At 72.5% G+C, this 19,914-nt stretch carries 17 protein-coding genes; 12 read left to right on the top strand and 5 right to left on the bottom strand.

Annotation, left to right across the window (positions count from 1 at the left end):
- Positions 1–9: 9 nt before the first annotated feature.
- On the top strand, positions 10–975 hold the full coding sequence (locus RI211_RS14890; RefSeq protein ID WP_315636836.1) for a LacI family DNA-binding transcriptional regulator: 966 nt from the start codon (positions 10–12) through the stop codon (positions 973–975).
- A 3-nt stretch (positions 976–978) separates the two neighbouring features.
- On the opposite strand, the gene RI211_RS14885 is transcribed toward RI211_RS14890, so the two are convergent.
- Together RI211_RS14885 and RI211_RS14880 are read right to left on the bottom strand one after the other, a co-directional pair.
- Positions 979–2,937 (bottom strand): DUF2264 domain-containing protein, encoded by a 1,959-nt coding sequence (locus tag RI211_RS14885; protein ID WP_315636253.1) that lies wholly within the window; start codon positions 2,935–2,937, stop codon positions 979–981.
- The gene (locus RI211_RS14880; protein ID WP_315636252.1) at positions 2,934–3,947 is read right to left on the bottom strand and encodes a hydroxyacid dehydrogenase; all 1,014 of its coding nucleotides are present in this window, start codon (positions 3,945–3,947) and stop codon (positions 2,934–2,936) included. The genes RI211_RS14885 and RI211_RS14880 overlap by 4 nt, the downstream gene beginning before the upstream one ends.
- 186 nt (positions 3,948–4,133) lie before the next feature.
- On the opposite strand from RI211_RS14880, the gene RI211_RS14875 reads away from it, so the two are divergent.
- The 10 genes from RI211_RS14875 to RI211_RS14830 all read left to right on the top strand — a co-directional run bounded on the left by RI211_RS14875 (position 4,134) and on the right by RI211_RS14830 (position 15,018).
- A complete protein-coding gene (locus RI211_RS14875) occupies positions 4,134–5,234 on the top strand; it encodes a LacI family DNA-binding transcriptional regulator (protein WP_187662458.1) in 1,101 nt (366 codons plus the stop codon).
- Between the two features lie 102 nt (positions 5,235–5,336).
- Positions 5,337–6,506: a Gfo/Idh/MocA family protein gene (locus RI211_RS14870; RefSeq protein ID WP_187662457.1), complete on the top strand. Its 1,170-nt coding sequence runs from the start codon at positions 5,337–5,339 to the stop codon at positions 6,504–6,506.
- Entirely contained in the window at positions 6,503–7,723 is a 1,221-nt protein-coding gene (locus RI211_RS14865; protein ID WP_315636251.1) for a DUF993 family protein, read from the top strand. Before RI211_RS14870 ends, RI211_RS14865 begins: the two co-directional genes overlap by 4 nt.
- Positions 7,720–8,637: a sugar phosphate isomerase/epimerase family protein gene (locus RI211_RS14860; RefSeq protein ID WP_315636250.1), complete on the top strand. Its 918-nt coding sequence runs from the start codon at positions 7,720–7,722 to the stop codon at positions 8,635–8,637. The genes RI211_RS14865 and RI211_RS14860 overlap by 4 nt, the downstream gene beginning before the upstream one ends.
- Positions 8,638–9,154: 517 nt before the next feature.
- On the top strand, positions 9,155–9,919 hold the full coding sequence (locus RI211_RS14855) for a sugar phosphate isomerase/epimerase family protein (RefSeq protein WP_315636249.1): 765 nt from the start codon (positions 9,155–9,157) through the stop codon (positions 9,917–9,919).
- 43 nt (positions 9,920–9,962) lie between these two features.
- Positions 9,963–11,030 (top strand): LacI family DNA-binding transcriptional regulator, encoded by a 1,068-nt coding sequence (locus RI211_RS14850; RefSeq protein ID WP_315636248.1) that lies wholly within the window; start codon positions 9,963–9,965, stop codon positions 11,028–11,030.
- Positions 11,027–12,130 (top strand): glycerate kinase, encoded by a 1,104-nt coding sequence (locus RI211_RS14845; protein ID WP_315636247.1) that lies wholly within the window; start codon positions 11,027–11,029, stop codon positions 12,128–12,130. Before RI211_RS14850 ends, RI211_RS14845 begins: the two co-directional genes overlap by 4 nt.
- Positions 12,131–12,271: 141 nt before the next feature.
- Entirely contained in the window at positions 12,272–13,123 is an 852-nt protein-coding gene (locus RI211_RS14840) for an ABC transporter permease (protein ID WP_085605959.1), read from the top strand.
- 30 nt (positions 13,124–13,153) lie between these two features.
- Positions 13,154–14,188 carry an ABC transporter substrate-binding protein gene (locus RI211_RS14835; protein ID WP_315636246.1) on the top strand — a complete coding sequence of 345 codons (1,035 nt, stop codon included), beginning with the start codon at positions 13,154–13,156 and terminating at the stop codon, positions 14,186–14,188.
- 11 nt (positions 14,189–14,199) lie between these two features.
- The gene (locus RI211_RS14830; protein ID WP_315636245.1) at positions 14,200–15,018 is read left to right on the top strand and encodes an ABC transporter ATP-binding protein; all 819 of its coding nucleotides are present in this window, start codon (positions 14,200–14,202) and stop codon (positions 15,016–15,018) included.
- A 501-nt stretch (positions 15,019–15,519) separates the two neighbouring features.
- Here the strand turns inward: RI211_RS14830 and pgm are convergent.
- Entirely contained in the window at positions 15,520–17,163 is a 1,644-nt protein-coding gene (gene pgm, locus RI211_RS14825) for a phosphoglucomutase (alpha-D-glucose-1,6-bisphosphate-dependent) (RefSeq protein ID WP_315636244.1), read from the bottom strand.
- A 45-nt stretch (positions 17,164–17,208) separates the two neighbouring features.
- Here pgm and pheA point away from each other — a divergent pair, with 45 nt between their 5' ends.
- Entirely contained in the window at positions 17,209–18,192 is a 984-nt protein-coding gene (gene pheA, locus RI211_RS14820) for a prephenate dehydratase (protein WP_187662449.1), read from the top strand.
- A 464-nt stretch (positions 18,193–18,656) separates the two neighbouring features.
- Here pheA and RI211_RS14815 read toward each other — a convergent pair whose 3' ends face one another.
- Positions 18,657–18,863, bottom strand: a complete 207-nt coding sequence (locus tag RI211_RS14815) for a methyltransferase (protein WP_187662448.1) — start codon at positions 18,861–18,863, stop codon at positions 18,657–18,659.
- 101 nt (positions 18,864–18,964) lie between these two features.
- Positions 18,965–19,900, bottom strand: a complete 936-nt coding sequence (locus RI211_RS14810) for an endonuclease domain-containing protein (protein ID WP_315636243.1) — start codon at positions 19,898–19,900, stop codon at positions 18,965–18,967.
- Positions 19,901–19,914 lie beyond the last annotated feature (14 nt).

Genomic DNA, 19,914 nt, shown 5'->3' with positions numbered 1-19,914 from the left:
CGCGTGTCCATGGCGACCGTGGCGGCGCGAGCCGGTGTCTCCGGACAGACCGTCTCCCGCGTCGTCAACGGCAGTCCGCGCGTGGACCCGCAGACGCGGGCGCGGGTCGAGGCCGCGATGACCGAACTGGGGTACCGGCCGCATCGGGCCGCGCGAGCCCTGCGCACCGGTCGCAGCCACACCCTCGGTCTCGTCGTGACCACCCTGGCCACGGTCGGCAACTCCCGGATGCTGCAGGCCACGGCCGAGGCGGCGGCGGAACGCGGCTATGCGCTCACGGTCGTCACGGCTGCGGACGGCGTGGACGCGGCGTTCGCCCGGCTCGCCGACCAGGGCGTCGACGGTGCCCTCGTGCTGAACGAGGCTTCGGCGCTGGTCCCTGCCGCCACTCTGCCGCCGGAGCTGCGTCTTGTCGTCGTGGACGCTCCCGCAGGAGCCGGAGCGATCGTGGTGCACAGCGATCACGCCGCGGGAGCAGAGGCTGCCACGCGCCACCTGCTCGCCGCGGGGCACGAGACCGTCCACCACCTCGCGGGACCGGCGGACTCGTTCGCCGCAGCCGAGCGCGAGCGCGGGTGGCGCGAGGCTCTGACGGCTGCCGGTCTCACGCCTCCGCCGGTCGTGCGCGGGGACTGGAGCGCGGAGTCCGGCTTCGCCGCGGGGGCGGCCCTGGCCCAGGCGACGGCGGTGTTCTGCGCCAACGACCAGATGGCGCTCGGGCTGCTGCGCGCGGTGGCGGAATCCGGACGCACGGTCCCCGGCGATGTCAGCGTGGTCGGCTTCGACGACATCCCGGAAGCGGCGAACTTCCTCCCGCCGCTCACGACGATCCGCCAGGACTTCCCGGCGCTCGCGCAGCGGGCGGTCACAGCGCTCATCGCCGCCGTGGAGGGCGACGCGGCGGCGACCGATCCCGCCGCGCCCGTGGTGGTGCCGACTCGGCTCGTCGAGCGCGCGAGTACGGCACGCCCCTGACGCTCACCCCCGCGGAAGCAACTCCTCGGGGCGGAAGCGCGTCGTGGCGCCGTCCGGCCAGGACACCGCCGCGTCGCCTGCCCGCAGGTCGAGCTGCGGCACGCCGGGGGAACTCCCGAGAAGCACGCCGACGGCCATCCAGACGTCCGGCCGCACCGCCGCCGAGAGCCACGGGGTGGCGGTCTCCGGGCCGAGCGGGGTCGCGTCCCGTTCCCGTCGGACCCCCGCGGTCGCACCGTCGACTCCGAGGAGTCCGATGACCCGGCTCTGCGTCTCGCCGCCGAGGGCGAGGGCGGCGGTGACAGCCGCGGGGCCGGTCTCGACGACCGTCGGGGAGGACAGCGCCCAGCCGCCGATGCGGAGGACGTCGCCGTCGCGGATCACCCCGTCCGTCCCCGCGCCCGCCCGGACCCGCACGAGCCGCACCTCCCACGGTCCGCGGAGTGCCGACACCACGTCGACCATGGGGCCGACCGTGGTCTCGGCGGCCGCGCCGCCTCCGCCGACATCGAACTCCGCGCGGAGGCCGTCGTGCCAGTGCACGAGGCCGGAGGAGCCGCCGAGCACGGCGTCGTCGACCTTCCGCAGCGCTCCGGTCGCGAAGCCGGAGCGATGGCTCGCTCGGCCGCCACGCACCACGGCGACGGTGCCGTCGAGCGGATCACGGACTCCGGGGCCGGCGAGCACGGGCGCGGTCGCGGTCGAGTACCCGAGCTTCGCGTACAACGGCGCATCCGGCTGGTGGGCACCCGGCATCCGGTGGTCGGTGCCGTGGTTGACCACACGCACGATGCCGTCCGCGGTGCCCGTCGCGAGCCACCCCGGGGCGATGAGGACGCGGGTGAACGGACCCCGATCGATCGGCAGGGGCTGTTCGACGGCCGTCCAGAACGGATGCGCCGCGGGCAGGGCCAGCGGCAGGAGACCCTTCGCCGCCCAGTACGGAGAGCCAGGGCCGGAGTAGTCCTGGGCGAGCGGACGCCAGGCGCCGTGCCAGCCGAGTGGCAGCACTCCGGTCGCATCCGGCGCACCGCGGTCGGTGAAGTGCCGGACCTGACCGCTCACCGCCCGGCGCAGGAGGCCGGGGTCGTGCCGCGAGGTGCCGGAGAACGCCGCGACCCCGGCCGCGGCGGCCGTCGCGAAACGGTAGGTGAGGCTGCGGCCCTGGATGAGTGGTCCTCCGTCGGCGCCGACGAGGTGCAGCGCGTCGTCGAGGAACGCGTCCAGCCGCCGGCGATACCGGGCGGTGCGATCCGCGTGGCGCGGCTCCTCGCCGACCATGTCCGCCCAGAGCAGCGGGTAGAACGACAGCGCCCAGCCGGCGTAGTGGTCGAACGATCGGGCGGCGCCGTCCGCGCTCCATCCGCCGTCCCGCTCGAAGCCGTCGAGCAGCGCGAAGTCGGCTGCGCGGTCCGCGTCGGAGGACGGCCCGCCGACGCTCTCCAGGAACTGCTCGACGAGCACCCGGAACCAGGCCCAGTTGTTCGGCGGATGGCTCCCACCGACGACGGCCGCCAGGTAGTCCACGGTGCGGGTCCGGGCGCTGTCGTCCAGGCGCGCCCACACCGTGTCGCGGGTGAGGTGCAGACCCAGGGCGAGCGCCGCGGCCTCGACTTTCGCCTGGTCGACCTCGCCGGGGCGCGGCCACCGTTCGGCACCGGCCGGATCGACACCTGCCGCCAGCCCTCTGGCATACCGCTCGGCCAGCGGCTCTGTGTCGCGTGGGTCGCCGGCGATGCGGAACGCGGCCAGCAGGAACGTGCGGCTGAAACCCTCGAGCGCGTCGACCGCGGCGCCGAAGCCGCCAGAGGCGCCGGGGTACCGGATGCCCGCGCCCGCCGGGCTCGCATGACGGGCGGCCCCGTCGAGGATGGCATCGGCCACCGTCATCAGGTGCGCGCGCGTCCATCCCGTGTGCGGGGAGAGCGCCCGGTCTTCCGGAGGCAGCGCGAGGATCGTCATGCGCTGTGCGCGAGGTCGGCGCGGTGCACGGGGTGTCGCGGCGGACGGCCGGCCACCCACGCCTCGAGCTCGTCGAGGGCGGCGTCGGCCAGCCGGTGCGCCTCGGTGCCGAGCGAGCCGGCGAGGTGCGGGGTGACCGCGACGTTCGGCAGGTGCAGCAGCGGGTGGTCGGGCGGAAGCGGCTCCGGATCGGTGACGTCGAGGATCGCGTCGAGGCGACCGGAGGCGCACTCCGCGAGCAGCGCGTCGTGATCGAGGAGGGCACCGCGCGCGGTGTTGAGCACGGTGGCGCCGTCGCGCAGGGCCGCGAGCTGCGCGCGGCCGATCATCCCCCGCGTCGCGGGCAGCGCCGGTGCGTGCAGGGAGAGCAGGTCGACGGCGGGGAGCAGGGCGTGGAGTGGGACGAGCCGGGCGCCCGCCGCGGCCACCTCTTCGGCGTCCGCGTACGGGTCGGCGACGAGCACCTGCAGTCCGGGGAAGGGGCGCAGCAGGTCGACGACGCGGCGCCCGATGCGGGAGAACCCGACGATGCCCACCGTGCGGTCGAGGTTGCCGATGCGGCCGGTGACGCGGGGCCCGATGCGCAGGTCGCGCTGTGCGTCGTCCCCGCGGAGCGGGAGGAGGGCGCGTTTGCCGGAGAGCAGGATCATCGCGAGTGTGTACTCGGCGACGGGGGCCGCGTTGGCCTCGGCGGCGGACGTGAGCAGGATGTCGCGCTCCCAGAAGGCGTCGGACACGACGCCGCGCACGCTCCCCGCCGCATGGAACACCGCGCGGAGTCGGGGGAGCCGGTCGAGCAGGGCCGCGTCCAGGAGGGGGGCGCCCCAGCCCGTCACCAGCACCTCGATCCCTGACACGCGGTCGGCCGCGGCCGCCGCGTCGAGCGCGGGCGTGTGCAGCGGGGCGCCGGGGGCCACGAGCGTCCGCAGACGGGCGCGCCGAGCGTCGTCGAACACGAGGTCCCACGCCTCCGTGGAGAGGGCGGCGATGGTGAACGGTCGGTGGGCCATGAGTCTCCGCGGGTCTCGGGTATGCGCTTGCCGAAGCGTGCCGTTCCAGTGAAGACTGTGCGTTCGAGCCCAGGCAACGTGTTCGAACAGGAACCATCCAGATCGAACACACTCGTACACGGAAGGCAGCCGGATGCTGATCCCCCGCATCACCCTCGAAGATGTGCGGCACGTCGGGAGGATCGTGTGACCGAAGAGCGTCCCACCCCGCGTTTCGGCCTCTCCCGCCGCGAGCGCATCCTGGACGAGCTGCGCCGTACCGGCGCCGTGCGCGTCGCCGAGCTCGCCCGTGACTTCGGGGTGGCCGAGCTCACCATCCGTCGCGACATCACCGCGCTGGCGGACCGCGGGCTGCTGACCAGGGTGCACGGGGGAGCAGTGCTGCGGAGCGCGCTGGACACGACCGTCGCCCGCGCTGCCCTTCCCGGGCCGCAGTTCCGCATCGGGATGGTGGTGCCGTCGCTGAGCTACTACTGGCCGCAGGTCGTCGTCGGCGCCCGGAGCGCAGGGGTGGAGACCGGGGTGCAGCTCGTGCTCCGCGGGGCCAGTTACGCCGCGCAGGACCAGCGTCGCCAGATCGCGGCGCTCCTGGAATCCGGAACCGTGCACGGCCTCATCGTGGCGCCCGAGACGCAGGGCGCCGACGGACACGCGCTGCTCTCGTGGCTGGACACGCTCCCGGTTCCCGTCGTGCTGGTCGAGCGCCGGACCCCGCCCGCGCTCGCCCTCACCCGGATGCAGACCGTGGCGACGGACCACGCGTTCGGGGGTGCGCTCGCCGCCGGGCACCTCGCCGCGCTCGGACACCGGCGGGTCGGGGTGCTCACGTCGCCGCAGTCGCCGACTTCCGCCGGGCTCCGGCAGGGCTGGTCGCGGGCGGTCGCGGAGCTCGGTCTCGCAGTGGGGGTGGATCGCGATGCGGCGCTGGACCGGATGGAGGGGCCCGCGCAGGCGGACGTCGTCTCCTCGGTGCTCGCCGAGATCCGTGACACGGGCACGACCGCGCTGCTCGTGCACTCCGACCCGCAGGCCCTCCTGCTCCAGCAGCATCTGCAGGATGCGGGCTGGCGGCTGCCCGACGACCTCTCCCTGATCGCCTACGACGACGAGGTCGCGGAGCACGGCTCCCCTCCGCTCACCGCGCTCCGGCCGCCGAAGCAGCACGTCGGACGCCGCGCGGTGGAGCTTCTCCGGGATCGGCTGCGCGAGGGGACCACCCGGCCCGCCGAGCGCGTGGAGGTCGCCCCGGCGCTGCACGTGCGGGCGAGCACGGCCCCTCCGCGCTAGGCGCGGTTGCGAGGTCGAGCGTCTCATGCCATGATCTCGGAAAGCGCTTACCAACATTCTCCTGTCAGCGCCGACAGCTTCCACCGAGAGGAACGGACCGAGATGGCACAGGCCCCCACCCGCGAGATCGGGATCATCATGAACGGCGTCTCCGGGCGCATGGGATACCGGCAGCACCTGGTGCGGTCGATCCTCGCGATCCGTGACGACGGCGGGATCGAGCTCCCCGACGGCAGCCGCGTGACTGTGCGGCCGATCCTCGTCGGACGCAGCGAGGCCAAGCTGGCCGAACTGGCGGCGAAGCACGGCATCGAGGACTGGACGACCGATCTGGACGCGGCCCTCGCCGACCCGCAGTGGGAGATCTACGCCGACTTCCTCGTCACGAAGGCCCGGGCATCCGCGATCCGGAAGGCCATCGCCGCCGGCAAGGCGATCTACACCGAGAAGCCCACGGCCGAGTCGCTCGACGAGGCTCTGGAGCTCGCCCGCCTCGCCCGCGACGCCGGTGTGAAGACCGGCGTCGTCCACGACAAGCTCTACCTCCCGGGGCTGCAGAAGCTCAAGCGCCTCATCGACTCCGGCTTCTTCGGCCGCATCCTGTCCGTCCGCGGCGAGTTCGGCTACTGGGTGTTCGAGGGCGACTGGCAGCCCGCGCAGCGTCCGAGCTGGAACTACCGCACCGAGGACGGCGGCGGCATCATCACCGACATGTTCCCGCACTGGAACTACGTGCTGGAGAACCTCTTCGGCGAGGTCAAGAGCGTCTACGCGCAGGCCGCGGTGCACATCGCCGACCGCTGGGACGAGAAGGGCGAGCACTACACCGCCACGGCCGAGGACGCCGCGTACGGCATCTTCGAGCTCGACGGCGGGGCGATCGCCGAGATCAACTCCTCGTGGACCGTGCGGGTGAACCGCGACGAGCTCGTGGAGTTCCAGGTCGACGGCACGCACGGCTCCGCGGTCGTCGGACTGTTCGGTGCGAAGATCCAGCCCCGCAACGCCACGCCCAAGCCCGTGTGGAACCCCGACCTGGAGGACAGCCACGACTACGACGCCGACTGGCAGCAGGTGCCGACGAACGACGTGTTCCAGAACGGCTTCCGGCAGCAGTGGGAGGAGTACCTCACCTCGTTCGCCCTCGGGACGGACTACCCGTTCGACCTGCTCGCCGGCGCGCGCGGGGTCCAGTTCGCCGAGGCCGGACTCGCGTCCAGCGCCGAGGGACGCAAGATCGTGCTCGAGCCCCTGACCCTGGACGAGGCATGACCACCCTCCGCCTGCTCGCCGCCGACGGCCGCACCGCCGACACGGAGCTCCGCGAGGTCGCCGGTGTCACGCGGCCGGAGGGTCCGCTCCGCAGCCGGGTGGCCTACGCCGCCGCGCACGTCGTCCCGAAGGTCCACGCGGACAACAGCCCGGGACAGCCGGCCGACATCGACTGGGACGCGACGCTCGCGTTCCGCCGCAACGTGTACTCGTGGGGTCTCGGCGTCGCCGACGCGATGGACACCGCGCAGCGCAACATGGGGCTGGATGCGGCGGCGGTGCGCGAGCTCATCGCCCGCAGCGCCGAGGTCGCCCGCGAGGAGGGCGGCACGGTCGTGGTCGGGGTCAACACCGATCACGTCGACGAGGAGTGCATCCCGCTCGATCAGGTGATCGCCGCCTATCTCGAGCAGCTGCACTTCGCCGAGGAGCAGGGGGCGGGGCCGGTGCTCATGGCCTCGCGCCACCTGGCTCGGGTCGCGGAGACCGCCGACGACTATCGCCGCGTCTACCGCGAGGTGCTCTCCCGCGCGTCGGTCCCCGTCGTGCTGCACTGGCTCGGCACCGCGTTCGACCCGGAGCTCGCGGGCTACTTCGCGCCCTCGTCGCCCGCCGGGAGCGGTGGTCCCGCGTGGCAGGAGGCCGCCGAGGTGCTGCTCGACATTATCGGCGAGAACCGCGCCGCTGTCGCCGGGGTGAAGATGAGCCTGCTCGACGCGGACTCCGAGGTGTGGGTGCGCGAGCGGCTGCCGGAGGGCGTGCGCATGTTCACCGGCGACGACTTCCACTACGTCGGCCTCATCGGCGGGGACAGCCTGACCGGGGCTGCCGCGCCCGAGGGGTCCGCGTCGCGCGGCCACTCGGATGCGCTGCTCGGCGCGTTCGCCGCGCTCGCCCCGGTGGCCTCCGCCGCGATCCAGGCCCTCGACGCGAACGACCCGGAGCGGTACCTCGACCTCCTCGGCCCGACGGAGGAGCTGAGTCGGCAGGTGTTCGCGGCACCGACCTACTACTACAAGACCGGGGTCGCCTTCCTGTCCTGGCTCAACGGCCATCAGCCCGCGTTCCAGATGGTCGGGGGGCTGCATTCCGCACGGAGCCTGCCGCACCTCAGCCGCATCGTCGAGCTGGCGAACGGGGCGCTCGCGCTGGAGCGGCCGGAGCTCGCCCGGGAGCGATGGCACGGCCTGCTCCGGCTGAACGGGGTGGACGCATGACCGCCCCCCGGAGCCTGGCGGCGGAGCGCGAGTCCCGGACACCCGGCGTCGGGACCGTGCCGCATCCGCGGCTCTCGATCAACCAGGCCACCGTGAAGCACGCGGACCTCGCCACGGCCCTGCGCGTCACGGCGGCGGCGAGGGTCGAGGCCATCGGTTTGTGGCGGGAGCCCGTGCAGGCGGTGGGACTCGATGTCGCCGCCCGCATGCTGACCGACTCCGGCCTGCGCTTCACGACGCACTGCCGCGGGGGCTTCTTCACGCTTCCGGCCGGTCCGGAGCGTGACGCCGCGCTCGACGACAACCGCCGAGCGATCGAGGAAACGGCCACCCTCGCGGCAGCCGGTGCGGAGGGCTCGACCGCGGTGCTCGTCCTCGTCGCCGGCGGTCTGCCCGAGGGGTCGCGTGACCTCGTCGGGGCGCGTGAGCGTGTCCGCGACGCCATCGGCGCCCTCGCGGACGACGCTCGCGCCGCCGGGGTCACCCTTGCGATCGAGCCGCTGCATCCGATGTACGCCTCCGACCGTGCCGTGGTCTCCACCCTCGGTCAGGCGCTCGACATCGCCGCGGACTTCGACTCTGCCGTGGTCGGTGCCGCGGTCGACACGTTCCACATCTGGTGGGATCCGCAGGTGCTCGACCAGATCGCCAGGGCCGGACGGGAGGGCCGCATCGCCACGTATCAGGTGTGCGACTGGAAGACCCCCCTCGCCGCAGACCCCCTGCTCTCCCGGCACTATCCGGGGGACGGAGTGATCGACTTCGGCACCCTCACGCGGGCGGTGCAGGACACCGGCTACGACCGCGACATCGAGGTGGAGATCTTCCATGCCGACGTCTGGGCCGACGACCCGGCCCGTGTGGTCCGACGCACGGCCGAGGCCTTCGCGACGGCGGTCGCCCCCCACCTGTGAGCCCCGGTGACCCCCATCCCCGGTCCCGTCCCCGGTCCGATGGAGGTTCCGGATGCACGACCCGTTCCCGGATGCACGGCCCGTCCCCGGGTGTCGGTCGTCCCGTCGTGCTCAGATCGTGCATCCGTCCCGGCCTCGGTCGTCGTGTGTCGGATCGACCGGGGGACACCTGCATGACTCGGGTCCGCCTGCACGGTCAGACCAGGGTTCCGGTCGTGCAGGCGGGACCGGGTCGTGCAGATGAGACTCGACGACGGAGTCCGTCCCGTCCCCGTTCCCCGGTCTCGGTCGTCGTGTATCGGACCCACGTCGTGTATCCGACCGACCGGGGACACCTGCACGACCCGGGTGCGCCTGCAGGGTCAGACCCGGGTTCCGGTCGTGCAGGTGGGGCGGGGTCGTGCAGGTGGGACTCGACACGGGGAACGGAAGGGGCCGGGACGTCCGACCGAGGAGCCCGGGGAATGGACGGGCCGGCCGGTGTCGGGGAGATCGGGAGGACTGAGAGGATGACGGGATGACGGGGATCCGTGCAGGGCTGTGCTCGGTGACGTTCCGTGCCCTGCCGCCGGAGAGGATCGTCGCGATCGCGGCCGCCGCAGGTCTCGACGTGATCGAGTGGGGCGGGGACGTGCATGTGCCACCGGGGGAGGTCGGCCGCGCGGCGGAGGTCGCGCGGATGACCACGGATGCCGGGCTCGCCGTCGCGTCCTACGGGTCGTACTTCCGCGCCGGATCGGAGGAGTCGCTGACCGCGGTCCTCGACAGTGCCGCGGCCCTCGGAGCCGACCGCGTGCGGGTGTGGGCAGGGAGTCACGGCTCCGCGGAGGTGTCCGCGCAGGAGCGTGCCCGCGTCGTGACGCGGCTCCGCGCGGCGACGGTCGAGGCGGCTGCCCGCGGCATCGGGCTCGCACTGGAGTTCCACGGCGGCACGCTCGCCGACACCGCCCCGGCCACCCTCGAGCTCCTGCACGAGGTCGACCATCCGATGTTGTCGACGTACTGGCAGCCCACGGTCGGCGCCGCCGTCCCCGCGGTGCTCGAGGAGTTCCGTCGGCTCAGCCCCCATGTCTCCGCCGCTCATGTCTTCTCCTGGTGGCCGCGCACCGAACGGCACCCGCTGCGCTCGAGGTCCGCGCTCTGGACACGGTTCTTCGCGGAAGCGGCCGCCACCCCGCACCCGCCGCGTGACGCCCTGTTGGAGTTCGTGCCCGACGACGCCCCCGAGCTCCTCGCCGGTGAGGGCGCCGCCCTGCTCGGTTTCCTCGGACGGCGGCCGTGAGCGTCCCTCGAAGCGGATCCGTCCTCGTCGGTAGGCTCGGAGCATGACCCCGTCCGCCACACCGGCAGAGCCGCCGGCCGCGCGTCGCCCCCGTCACGCCAGGGGACCGGCGCCCACGCTGCATGACGTCGCGCTCGAGGCCGGGGTCTCGCTGGCGACCGCCTCTCGCGTGCTGAACGGTTCCGAGCGCAAGGTCGCGGCGCCCTTCCGGGAACGCGTGGAGGCCGCCGCCGAAGCCCTCGGCTACACCGCCAACGTCTCCGCGCAGGCGACTGCCCGCGGACGCTCGCCGGTGATCGCGCTCCTCGTCGCGGACATCGCCGACCCCTACTTCGGACTCATCGCATCGGGCGTCGCGCGGGGTGCCGACGAGCAGGGTCTCGTCGTGACCGTGGCCATCACCGAGCGCGACCCGGCGCGGGAGGCGCGGATCGTCCGTGCGCTGCGCGGACAGCGACCGCAGGGGCTCATCCTCGCCGCCTCGCGCACGCAGGAGGAGGGGCAGGCGGAGACCGCCCGCGAGCTCGCCGAGTTCACCCGCCTCGGGGGCCGTGTCGTCGCGTTCGGCGCGGACGGCGACGGCGACCGCCGGGTGGAGATCGACAACCGGGCCGGGGCCGCCGCGCTCGGCCGTCGGATGGCGGAACTCGGGTATCGCTCGGCGGTGCTCGTCGGGGCGGCGGAGGGCGTGCGCACCTCGGACGACCGGCTGGCGGGCTTCCGCGCCGGGTTCGCGGAGGGCGGCGGCGAGGTCGCGCAGACCGTCCGCGGAGACTTCCGCCGCGAGTCGGGGGCGATGGCGATGGCCGACGCCCTGGCAGCCGGGGTCGCCGAGGGTACCGTCGTGTTCGGCATCAGCGACGTGGTGGCCATCGGGGCGATGGCGGCCATCCGCGCGGCGGGCCGGGAGGTCGGCGCGGACATCGCCGTCTGCGGTTTCGACGACGTGCCCTCGAGTCGCGATGTGACACCGGCCCTCACCACGGTCTGCGTGCCGCTGAGCGATGCCGGGTATCAGGCCTTCCGCGCGATCGTCGACGAGGACTGGCAGCAGCCGACGCTCCCGCTCGAGGTGGTCGTGCGCGCGAGCACCCCGGGGCTCCGGGCATGACCCGCGTCGTCATCGCTCCGGACAGTTTCAAGGGCACGATCACGGCGGCGGAGGCCGCGGCAGCGCTCGCCGACGGCTGGCGGGAGGTCGAGCCGGCGGCGGACATTGTCCTCCGCCCGATGGCCGACGGCGGGGAGGGGACCGTCGCGGCGTTCGCGACGGCCGTACCGGATGCACAGCGCATGCCGGTCACCGTCGACGGCCCGGCGGGCGCTCCCGTCGAGACATCCTGGCTGCTCCTGCCGAGCACGACCGATGCTCCCGGCGGCACGGGCGTCGTCGACATCGCCTCGACCTCGGGCATCGAGCTCCTCGACGGCCTGCGGCCCTGGGATGCCGATACGACCGGCTTCGGGCAGGCGATCGCCGCCGCCCTCGATCACGGCGTCTCGCGACTGATCCTCGGCATCGGCTCCAGCGCCTCGACCGACGGCGGCACCGGCATGCTCGCCGCCCTCGGCGCGCGCTTCCTCGACGGGGACGGTCGGCCGGTCGCGAGGGGAGCCCGGGGTCTGGCGGACATCGCCACGGCGGATCTCGGCGCGCTGCGCACCGCGCCGGATGTCCGCGTGCTGACCGATGTCACGAATCCGCTCACCGGGTCTCGCGGCGCGGCGGCGGTGTTCGGTCCGCAGAAGGGGCTCACGGAGCCCGGCGACATCGCCCGGGTCGACGACGCGCTCGCCGGTCTCGCCGCCCTCCTTCCCGTCGATCCGCAGCTCCCCGGCACGGGTGCCGCCGGCGGTACGGGGGCGGCGCTCGTGCGCTGGGGCGGGATCCTCGCCCCGGGGGCGGCCGAGGTGGCCGCGCTCGTCGATCTGGCCGGGGCCGTCCGTGGCGCCGAGGCCGTGATCACCGGCGAGGGGTCGTACGACGGACAGTCGGGTGACGGGAAGGTGCCGTCCTTCCTCGCCGCGCTCGCCGTCGAGGCGGGGGCGCGTCCTCTGCTCGCCGCGGGTCGGATCGCGGAAGATGCCGACGCCGGCCTGTTCACGCGGGCCGTGTCGCTGACCGCGTTGGCGGGGTCGTCCGCCGCCGCCGTGGCCGACCCCGCGCGCTGGCTCCGGGTCGCGGGCGCGGAGCTGGCCCGGTCGCGGTGACCGACCCGGAGGCCGCGCCGACGCGCGAGATCCGTGCGGGCGCGACACGGTGCGTTGACACGGCAGAACGGTCGGCATAGACTCGCAACACCGAACGGGAATGCGCTTTCCCGAATCCTTCACGAAGATGTCGAGGACCCCATGTCGTCTGCCCCCTCCGCGACCATGACCCTGGCGATCGCCGCCGACCGCCCCGAGCCTCCGGGCATCGTCCGCTGGTGGAGCCGTCACTGGCACCCGCTCGTCTTCGTGCTCGCGGTGCTCGCCCTCTGGTGGGTCTCCACGAGCCTCGGGTGGGTGCCCGCGTTCATCATCCCGTCGCCCGCCGACACCTGGGCGGCCTTCACCGACAACGCCGCCTACCTCGCGCAGAACACCTGGGTCACCACCTACGAGACCGTGATCGGGTTCGTCATCGCGGTCGTCGTCGGCGTCCTCGTCGCCGTGCTCATGGTGTACTCGCGGGGTCTGGAGCAGACGCTCTACCCGGTCATCCTCTTCGCCCAGGTCATCCCGAAGATCGCGATCGCTCCGCTGTTCGTGGTCTGGCTCGGGTTCGGCGCGGAGCCGAAGATCCTCGTGGCCGTGCTCATGGCGTTCTTCCCGGTCGTCATCTCGGGCCTCGCGGGCCTGCGCACCGTCGACCCGGAGATCCTCCAGCTCGCGTCGACCATGGGAGCGAGCCGCTTCAAGACCTTCCTCAAGGTGCGGCTGCCCGCGGCGCTGCCCGAGCTCCTCTCCGGTCTCAAGGTCGCCGCGACGCTCGCGGTCACCGGTGCCGTCGTCGGCGAGTTCGTCGGCGCGAACGAGGGCCTCGGCTACGTGATCCTGCAGGCCAACGGCAACCTCGACACCGCCATGCTCTTCGCCGCGCTCATCATCATGTCGCTGCTCGGCGTCATCCTCTTCGGCATCATCCAGATCGCCGAGCGCTTCCTCATCCCGTGGCACGCCTCCAAGCGCGACGTCGCCGCGGCCACCGTCCGACTCTGACCCCCTCGCCCCCCACGAAAGAAGGCACTGATGAAGAAGTCAGGCACCATCCTCAGCTCGATCGCCCTCGCGTCCGCCGCGGTGCTCGCCCTCTCCGGCTGCGGAGGATCGACGACCCCGGCGAGCTCCGGCGACGGTGACGGCGGGGAGCTCACGCCCGTCACCCTCATGCTCAACTGGTACCCGTACGGCGAGCACGCGGCGTTCTACTACGGCGTCGACCAGGGCATCTTCGAGGAGCACGGCATCGACCTCACGATCAAGGCCGGCCAGGGCTCGACGAAGACCGCGCAGGCCGTCGGGCAGGGGCAGGTCGACTTCGGCTGGGCGGACACCCCGGCCGTCCTCGCGAACATCGACAAGGGCGTCGGCATCAAGAGCGTCGGCGTCTTCCTGCAGACCACGCCGTCGGCCGTGCAGGTCTTCGCCGACTCCGGCATCTCCAGCCCCGAAGACCTCAAGGGCAAGACCATCGCGGTCTCCGCGGGCGACGCCCCGACCACGACCTTCCCGATGTACCTCGAGGCCGTGGGCCTGGAGGAGGGCGATGTGACGCAGCAGAACCTCGACGCCGCGGGGAAGATCGCCGCCATGCTGTCCGGGAAGGTCGACGGTCTCATCGGCTTCGCACACGACCAGGGTCCGACCATCGCCGACAAGAGCGGCAAGGACGTCGAGTACCTGCGCTACTCCGATGCCGGCCTGAACTTCTTCAGCAACGGCTTGATCGCGCCGACCGACACCATCGAGAGTGACCCGGAGCTCGTCGAGGCCCTCGTCGCCGCGACCTCGGAGGCTTTCGAGGCCGCGCAGGAGGACCCCGAGGCCGCGGTGGCCGCGATGGAGGGCAAGGACCCGCAGATGCCGTCGCAGGAGGTCCTGCTGCACCAGTGGGAGGAGACCATCGAGCTGCTCCACACCGACGCCACCGAGGGCCAGGCTCCCGGCGCGAACGCCACCGAGGATTGGGAGTCCACGTTGGAGGTGCTGTCCGAGGCCGGGCTCATCTCGGGCGACGGCGATGTGGAGACCTACTTCGACGACGCCTTCGCCCCCGGGAAGTGAGACCGATCGTCATGGACACTCACGTTCAGCAGGAACGCGGACCCGCGGCCACGAGCACCGCTCCGGCGCTCGAGGTCTCGGATCTCGCGATCACCTTCGCCTCCAAGCGGCGCCAGATCACGGCCCTCGAGGGCGTCGACCTGCGCGTCGAGGAGGGGGAGTTCCTCTCCATCGCCGGGCCCTCGGGCTGCGGCAAGTCGACCCTCCTGAAGGCCGTCGCCGGACTCACCGCGCCGAGCCGGGGCAGCATCCGCCTGCGCGGCGACGAGGTCCGGGGTCCGCGGCAGGATATCGGCTACGTGTTCCAGCGGGCGGCGCTCCTGGAATGGCGCAGCGTCCGCGGCAACATCCTCCTGCAGGCCGAGATGCGCGGGATGGACATGCGCAAGGCCCAGGCCCGTGCCGACGAGCTCATCGAGATGACCGGTCTCACCGGTTTCGAGAAGTCGCTGCCGCACGAGCTCTCCGGCGGCATGCAGCAGCGGGTGTCGCTGTGTCGGGCGCTGCTGCACGAGCCGCGGGTGCTGCTCATGGACGAGCCGTTCGGTGCCCTCGACGCCCTCACGCGCGAGCGCATGAACGTCGAGCTCAACCGGATCTGGAGCGCCACCGGCACGACCGTGCTGCTCGTGACCCACTCGGTCGCGGAGGCGGTCTACCTCGCCAGCCGCGTCATCGTGATGGGTCCGCGCCCCGGACGGATCCTGGAGGAGCACCGCGTCGACCTCCCGGCCCGCCGCGGCTACGCCGACGTGCTGGAGACGGAGGAGTTCCACCGCGTCTCCAGCCGCGTCCGCGAACTCCTCGGCTCCTCCACCGACGCCGACTGACCCCGTCCCGCCCGTCCCGTCCCGCCCCGTCCCGCCCCGTCCCGTCCCGTCCCGTCCCGGATCGTCCGGGATCGAAACTGCCCCTCCGCGAAGGCCCCCAGGGACGTTTTCGATCCCGCGTCAGGGGCGGCCGGCGGAACGGGATCGAAACCGCTCCTCCGCGGTCTCTCGCGGGGACGTTTTCGATCCCGCGACGGGGGCGGTGGGCGGGACGACGGACGGCCGACCTGCGACAACGGGAGGACTCGTCGCCACGGCCTTGGGACGTGCGCGCACTCGGCGGATTCGCTCGACCCGGGTCGCGGGATCGATTACGTCCCTCTCCGGCGCGTGCCAGGCGCACTCTCGATCCCGCACGAGGTGTCCACCGGGGTGCGGGATCGAAAACTCCCCTCGGCGGTGGCCGAGGGGAGCGGTTTCGATCCCGCGGCACCCGCGGCACCCGCGGCACCCGCGGATCCCGCGGCACCCGCGGCACCTGCGGATCCCGCGGGGGCGGAGTCAGTCGCCCAGGGCGGCGGACACCACGGCGCGGGCTTCGGCCTGCACCTCGGCGAGGTGCTCGGGGCCGCGCAGGCTCTCGGCGTAGAGCTTGTAGACGTCCTCGGTGCCGGACGGCCGCGCGGCGAACCACGCGTGCGGGGTCTGCACCTTCAGGCCGCCGATCGCCGCACCGTTGCCGGGAGCGTGCGAGAGCTTCGCGATGATGTCCTCGCCGGCGAGGGTGTTCGCCGTCACCGATTCCGGAGTCAGCTTGCCCAGCGTCGCCTTCTGCTCAGGGGTGGCCGGGGCGTCGACGCGCTGGTAGGCGGACGAACCGAAGGCGTCCTCGAGCTCCGCGTAGCGCTGCGACGGGGTCTTGCCGGTCACCGCGAGGATCTCCGCCGCGAGCAGGCAGAGGAGGATGCCGTCCTTGTCGGTCGACCACACGGAGCCGTCGTGCCGGAGGAACGAGGCCCCCGCCGACTCCTCGCCGCCGAACGCCACGGAACCGTCGAGCAGCCCGGGCACGAACCACTTGAAGCCGACCGGGACCTCCAGCAGACGCCGCCCGAGCGACTCGGCCACGCGGTCGATGATCATCGACGACACCAGCGTCTTGCCGACCGCCGCCTCGCGCGGCCAGTGCTCCCGGTGCGAGAAGAGGTAGTCGATGGCGACGGCGAGGAAGTGGTTGGGGTTCATGAGCCCGGCGTCGGGGGTGACGATGCCGTGCCGGTCCGCGTCCGCGTCGTTCCCGGTGAGGATGTCGTAGTCGCCCTTCTTCGCCACGAGCGACGCCATGGCCGACGGAGACGACGGGTCCATCCGGATCTTCTCGTCCCAGTCGAGGGTCATGAAGCGCCACGTGGGGTCGACCTCGGGATTGACGACCGTGAGGTCGATGTCGTGCATCTCGGCGATCAGCGACCAGTACTCCACCGAAGCGCCGCCCAGCGGGTCTGCACCGATGCGCACGCCGGCCCGGCGGATCGCCTCGAGGTCGATGATCGATGGGAGGTCGCGCACGTAGGCGTCGCGGAAGTCGTATCCGGTGATGGCGTCCCAGTCCACGTCGGCGAAGCGCTCGCGGCGCACCTCGGCCAGGCCGCCCGCGATGAGCTGGTTGGCGCGGTCGGCGATCCAGCCGGTCGCATCCGTGTCGGCCGGACCGCCGTGGGGCGGGTTGTACTTGAAGCCGCCGTCGCGGGGCGGGTTGTGCGAGGGGGTCACGACGATGCCGTCCGCGCGCCCAGGGTCGTCGGCGGCGCGGTCGCGGTTGTACGTGAGGATCGCGTGACTCAGCGCCGGGGTCGGCACCCAGGAGTCCCGGGCGTCGACGCGCACGTCCACTCCGTTCGCGAGCAGGACCTCGATGGCGCTCCGCTCTGCGGGGAGGGAGAGGGCGTGGGTGTCGCGCCCCAGGAAGAGGGGGCCGGTGATGCCCTGCGCCGCACGGTAGTCGACGATCGCCTGGGTCGTGGCGAGGATGTGGTTCTCGTTGAAGCTCTTGGTGAGCGATGAGCCGCGGTGGCCGCTGGTGCCGAACACGACCCGCTCGCTCGGGACGTCCGGGTTCGGCACGCGGTCGTAGTAGGCGGCGATCAGCTCGTCGACGTCGATCAGGTCACTTTCCTCCGCGGGGAGGCCGGCACGGCTGCTCATGCACTCAGTCTGCCCCGTGCGGCGGATGCTCGCATCCGGCTTGACATGCGGGATCGCGATGAGTCACCGAGGGATAGGCTGAACGCCGTGACTGCACGCCGCACCTACAGCTATCTCGGACCAGCCGGAACCTTCACGGAGGCGGCGCTCGACCAGGTGGCCGAGGCCAGGGGGCAGGACTGGCGGCCGGTGCACAACGTGGGTGAGGCGCTCGCGGATGTGCTCGAAGGACGCAGCGACGCGGCCATGATCGCGATCGAGAACTCCATCGAGGGCGGTGTGTCCACCACGCAGGATGCGCTGGCGACTCTGCCGGGGCTCCGGATCATCGGCGAGTACCTCGTGCGGGTGAACTTCGTCCTCGTCGCACCGCGCGGCACCACTCTCGACCAGGTCGAGGTCATCGCCGCGCACCCTGTCGCCTACGCGCAGTGCCACGGCTGGCTCGGCGAACACCTCCCGACCCACTCGCACGTGCCGGCGGCGAGCAACGTCGCCTCGGCCATCGGTGTCCTCGACGGCAGCTCGCCCGCGCAGGCCGCGATCGCCGCCCCGGGCATCGTGCAGCACTATGACGTGGACGTCCTCGCCGAGGGCATCGGCGACAACGCGGCGGCCGTGACCCGGTTCGTCCTCGTCACGCGGACCACGCGTTCGCCCGCGCCGACCGGTGCCGACAAGACCTCGTTGATCGTGGAGCTCCCGCACGACCACCCTGGGTCGCTCCTCGAGATGCTGGAGCAGTTCTCGACGCGCGGCATCAACCTCTCGCTCATCGAGTCCCGGCCGATCGGCGACGAGCTCGGCCGGTACCGGTTCGTGATCGACGCGGACGGTCACATCGAGCACGAACGGATGGCCGACGCCCTGCTCGGGATCCGCCGCTTCAGCCCCCGCGTGGTGTTCCTCGGGTCCTATCCCCGTGCCGATCGGCAGATCGTGCAGTACCCCGACCGCTACTCGGACGAGGTCTTCATCGAGGCCCGCGACTGGCTCCGCGGCATCCTCTCCGGCGAACCCGAGGCCTGAGTCTCGCCGCGGCCCGTCCGTCGCGCGCCCCGTGTGCCGTGCGCATGCGGGATCCATCTCGCGCCTCCCCGACGCGGTCAACGCGCGGATTCCGTCCCGCAGTCCTGCAGTCCTGCAGTCCTGCAGTCCTGCAGTCCCGGAGGGATGCCGGGTGCGGGATCGAAAACGCACGTCCCCGGCCCGACTCGCGCACGTTCTCCATCCCGCATCGCGCCGCATCATCCGCGCGGGTTCGAGAATGCGCGTCTCCGGGCGCGGCGATGAACCCTTTCGATCCCGGCGCCTGAGGCTGTGCGGGACGAGCGCGTCTGATCCCCGTACTCGTGGCCATGCGGGGCAGCGTCCGGACATACCCACGCGCAACTACCGCCTCGCTCCCGCGGTAGCGATCACTGCGGGATCAGATTCGCGCCTGTCCCCGTCGCAGGAGGCGCCTTTTCGATCCCGCACGCGTGGTGGGGTGCTCAGTGCTCCTGGAACCGCGGCCAGGCGCTGCCGGGCAGCATGCGGGAATGCAGCGCGCCCTTCGCAGAGGCGAGGCTGGGATAGGTTCCGGCCGCCGCGTCCGCTCCCGCCATGGTCACCACATAGCCGTCCTCATCGTGGCGGATGCTCCCCACCACACCGTTCGTCCCGTAGGCGACCCACAGTGCGAGTGTCTTGGTGCTCATCGTCGAACCCCTCTCTCTGCGGCCGAGGCTACGCCTCAGTGCGGCCCGGGGCCAGCCCCTTCGCGGGAAGAAGCCTTCCCGTTCGGCCCGTGACACGGACCTCAACCCCAGAGGTGGCGTCGAACGTCGAGCGCACGACGGACGCGCGCGGCGAGAACCGTTCCGCCATCGCGCAGATCGAGCTCGGTCATCCGGATCACGAGCCACCCGTGGTCTTCGAGGTCGCGTTGGCGCCGGATATCGGCCCGCCACTGATCGCGGTCCGTCCGGTGGCCGTCGCCTTCGTATTCGATGGCGATGCGGTATTCCGGATAGGCGAGGTCGACCCTGGCGAGGAAGCGTCCGCCCGGGGATACGACGTGCTGGACGGCGGGCTCCGGCAGTCCGAGGCTCACGAGCAGCAGGCGGGTCTCCGTCTCCTTCGGGGACTCGACACCCGGGCGCGCGAGCGGCAGCGCCTCTCGGATGCGGCCGCACCCGGGGAAGCGTCCCCAGCGCACCAAGTGCCGTTCGATGCTGTCCGCGGTTGCCACAGGCCGGCCCGTCCTCAGCCCCGGATAGACATCGGACGCCGTGAGCAGGGCATCGAGCGCGACGACCATCGGCGTCGACGCGAACTCCCGTGCACACAGGAACAGTGTGCTGACCGGGTCGACCGTCGGCACTCCGTTGATGTGCCACGCATCTGCCCGTCCGGGCGCGATACGACGCCCCCGGACACCGGCCGTCCGGGGCGGTGATGTCCCGGTGGGCACAGCGACATCGAGGGGCTCGCCGGGCGACCAGCGGACGGGTGTGGGAAGGCCCCACAGTCGCAGGGCCGTACGGCCGGCGAAGGCCTGGCCCTGGCGGAGGCGCGGCAGGTAGGAGGCGACTCGATCGTCGAAGGTGGCGGGCTCCACCGTCGACCGCACGCCGGCGAACGGCCGCGAGAGGTCTCTGCTGGAGTACCTCTTCCGACCGACCCCGATGGCGGCGGCGTCGCGCACGCCGAAGTGAGGGCCGAGGTCAGGTGGAAGAGGGATCCGGTGTCGCATGCGTCCATGCTGTC

The organism is Microbacterium meiriae, assembly GCF_032364335.1.
Taxonomy (GTDB): Bacteria; Actinomycetota; Actinomycetes; order Actinomycetales; family Microbacteriaceae; genus Microbacterium; species Microbacterium meiriae.
The sequence above is the reverse complement of the archived record's forward strand: the minus strand, read 5'-3'. Positions and strand labels throughout refer to the sequence as shown.

What these genes read in the sequence shown, in the direction of transcription:
- RI211_RS14890 (WP_315636836.1), top strand. Translation starts at nt 10, where the DNA reads ATGGCGACCGTGGCGGCGCGAGCCGGTGTCTCCGGACAGACCGTCTCC.
- RI211_RS14885 (WP_315636253.1), bottom strand. Translation starts at nt 2,937, where the DNA reads ATGACGATCCTCGCGCTGCCTCCGGAAGACCGGGCGCTCTCCCCGCAC.
- RI211_RS14880 (WP_315636252.1), bottom strand. Translation starts at nt 3,947, where the DNA reads ATGGCCCACCGACCGTTCACCATCGCCGCCCTCTCCACGGAGGCGTGG.
- RI211_RS14870 (WP_187662457.1), top strand. Translation starts at nt 5,337, where the DNA reads ATGGCACAGGCCCCCACCCGCGAGATCGGGATCATCATGAACGGCGTC.
- RI211_RS14865 (WP_315636251.1), top strand. Translation starts at nt 6,503, where the DNA reads ATGACCACCCTCCGCCTGCTCGCCGCCGACGGCCGCACCGCCGACACG.
- RI211_RS14860 (WP_315636250.1), top strand. Translation starts at nt 7,720, where the DNA reads ATGACCGCCCCCCGGAGCCTGGCGGCGGAGCGCGAGTCCCGGACACCC.
- RI211_RS14855 (WP_315636249.1), top strand. Translation starts at nt 9,155, where the DNA reads ATGACGGGGATCCGTGCAGGGCTGTGCTCGGTGACGTTCCGTGCCCTG.
- RI211_RS14850 (WP_315636248.1), top strand. Translation starts at nt 9,963, where the DNA reads ATGACCCCGTCCGCCACACCGGCAGAGCCGCCGGCCGCGCGTCGCCCC.
- RI211_RS14845 (WP_315636247.1), top strand. Translation starts at nt 11,027, where the DNA reads ATGACCCGCGTCGTCATCGCTCCGGACAGTTTCAAGGGCACGATCACG.
- RI211_RS14840 (WP_085605959.1), top strand. Translation starts at nt 12,272, where the DNA reads ATGTCGTCTGCCCCCTCCGCGACCATGACCCTGGCGATCGCCGCCGAC.
- RI211_RS14835 (WP_315636246.1), top strand. Translation starts at nt 13,154, where the DNA reads ATGAAGAAGTCAGGCACCATCCTCAGCTCGATCGCCCTCGCGTCCGCC.
- RI211_RS14830 (WP_315636245.1), top strand. Translation starts at nt 14,200, where the DNA reads ATGGACACTCACGTTCAGCAGGAACGCGGACCCGCGGCCACGAGCACC.
- pgm (WP_315636244.1), bottom strand. Translation starts at nt 17,163, where the DNA reads ATGAGCAGCCGTGCCGGCCTCCCCGCGGAGGAAAGTGACCTGATCGAC.
- pheA (WP_187662449.1), top strand. Translation starts at nt 17,209, where the DNA reads ATGCGGGATCGCGATGAGTCACCGAGGGATAGGCTGAACGCCGTGACT.
- RI211_RS14815 (WP_187662448.1), bottom strand. Translation starts at nt 18,863, where the DNA reads ATGAGCACCAAGACACTCGCACTGTGGGTCGCCTACGGGACGAACGGT.
- RI211_RS14810 (WP_315636243.1), bottom strand. Translation starts at nt 19,900, where the DNA reads ATGCGACACCGGATCCCTCTTCCACCTGACCTCGGCCCTCACTTCGGC.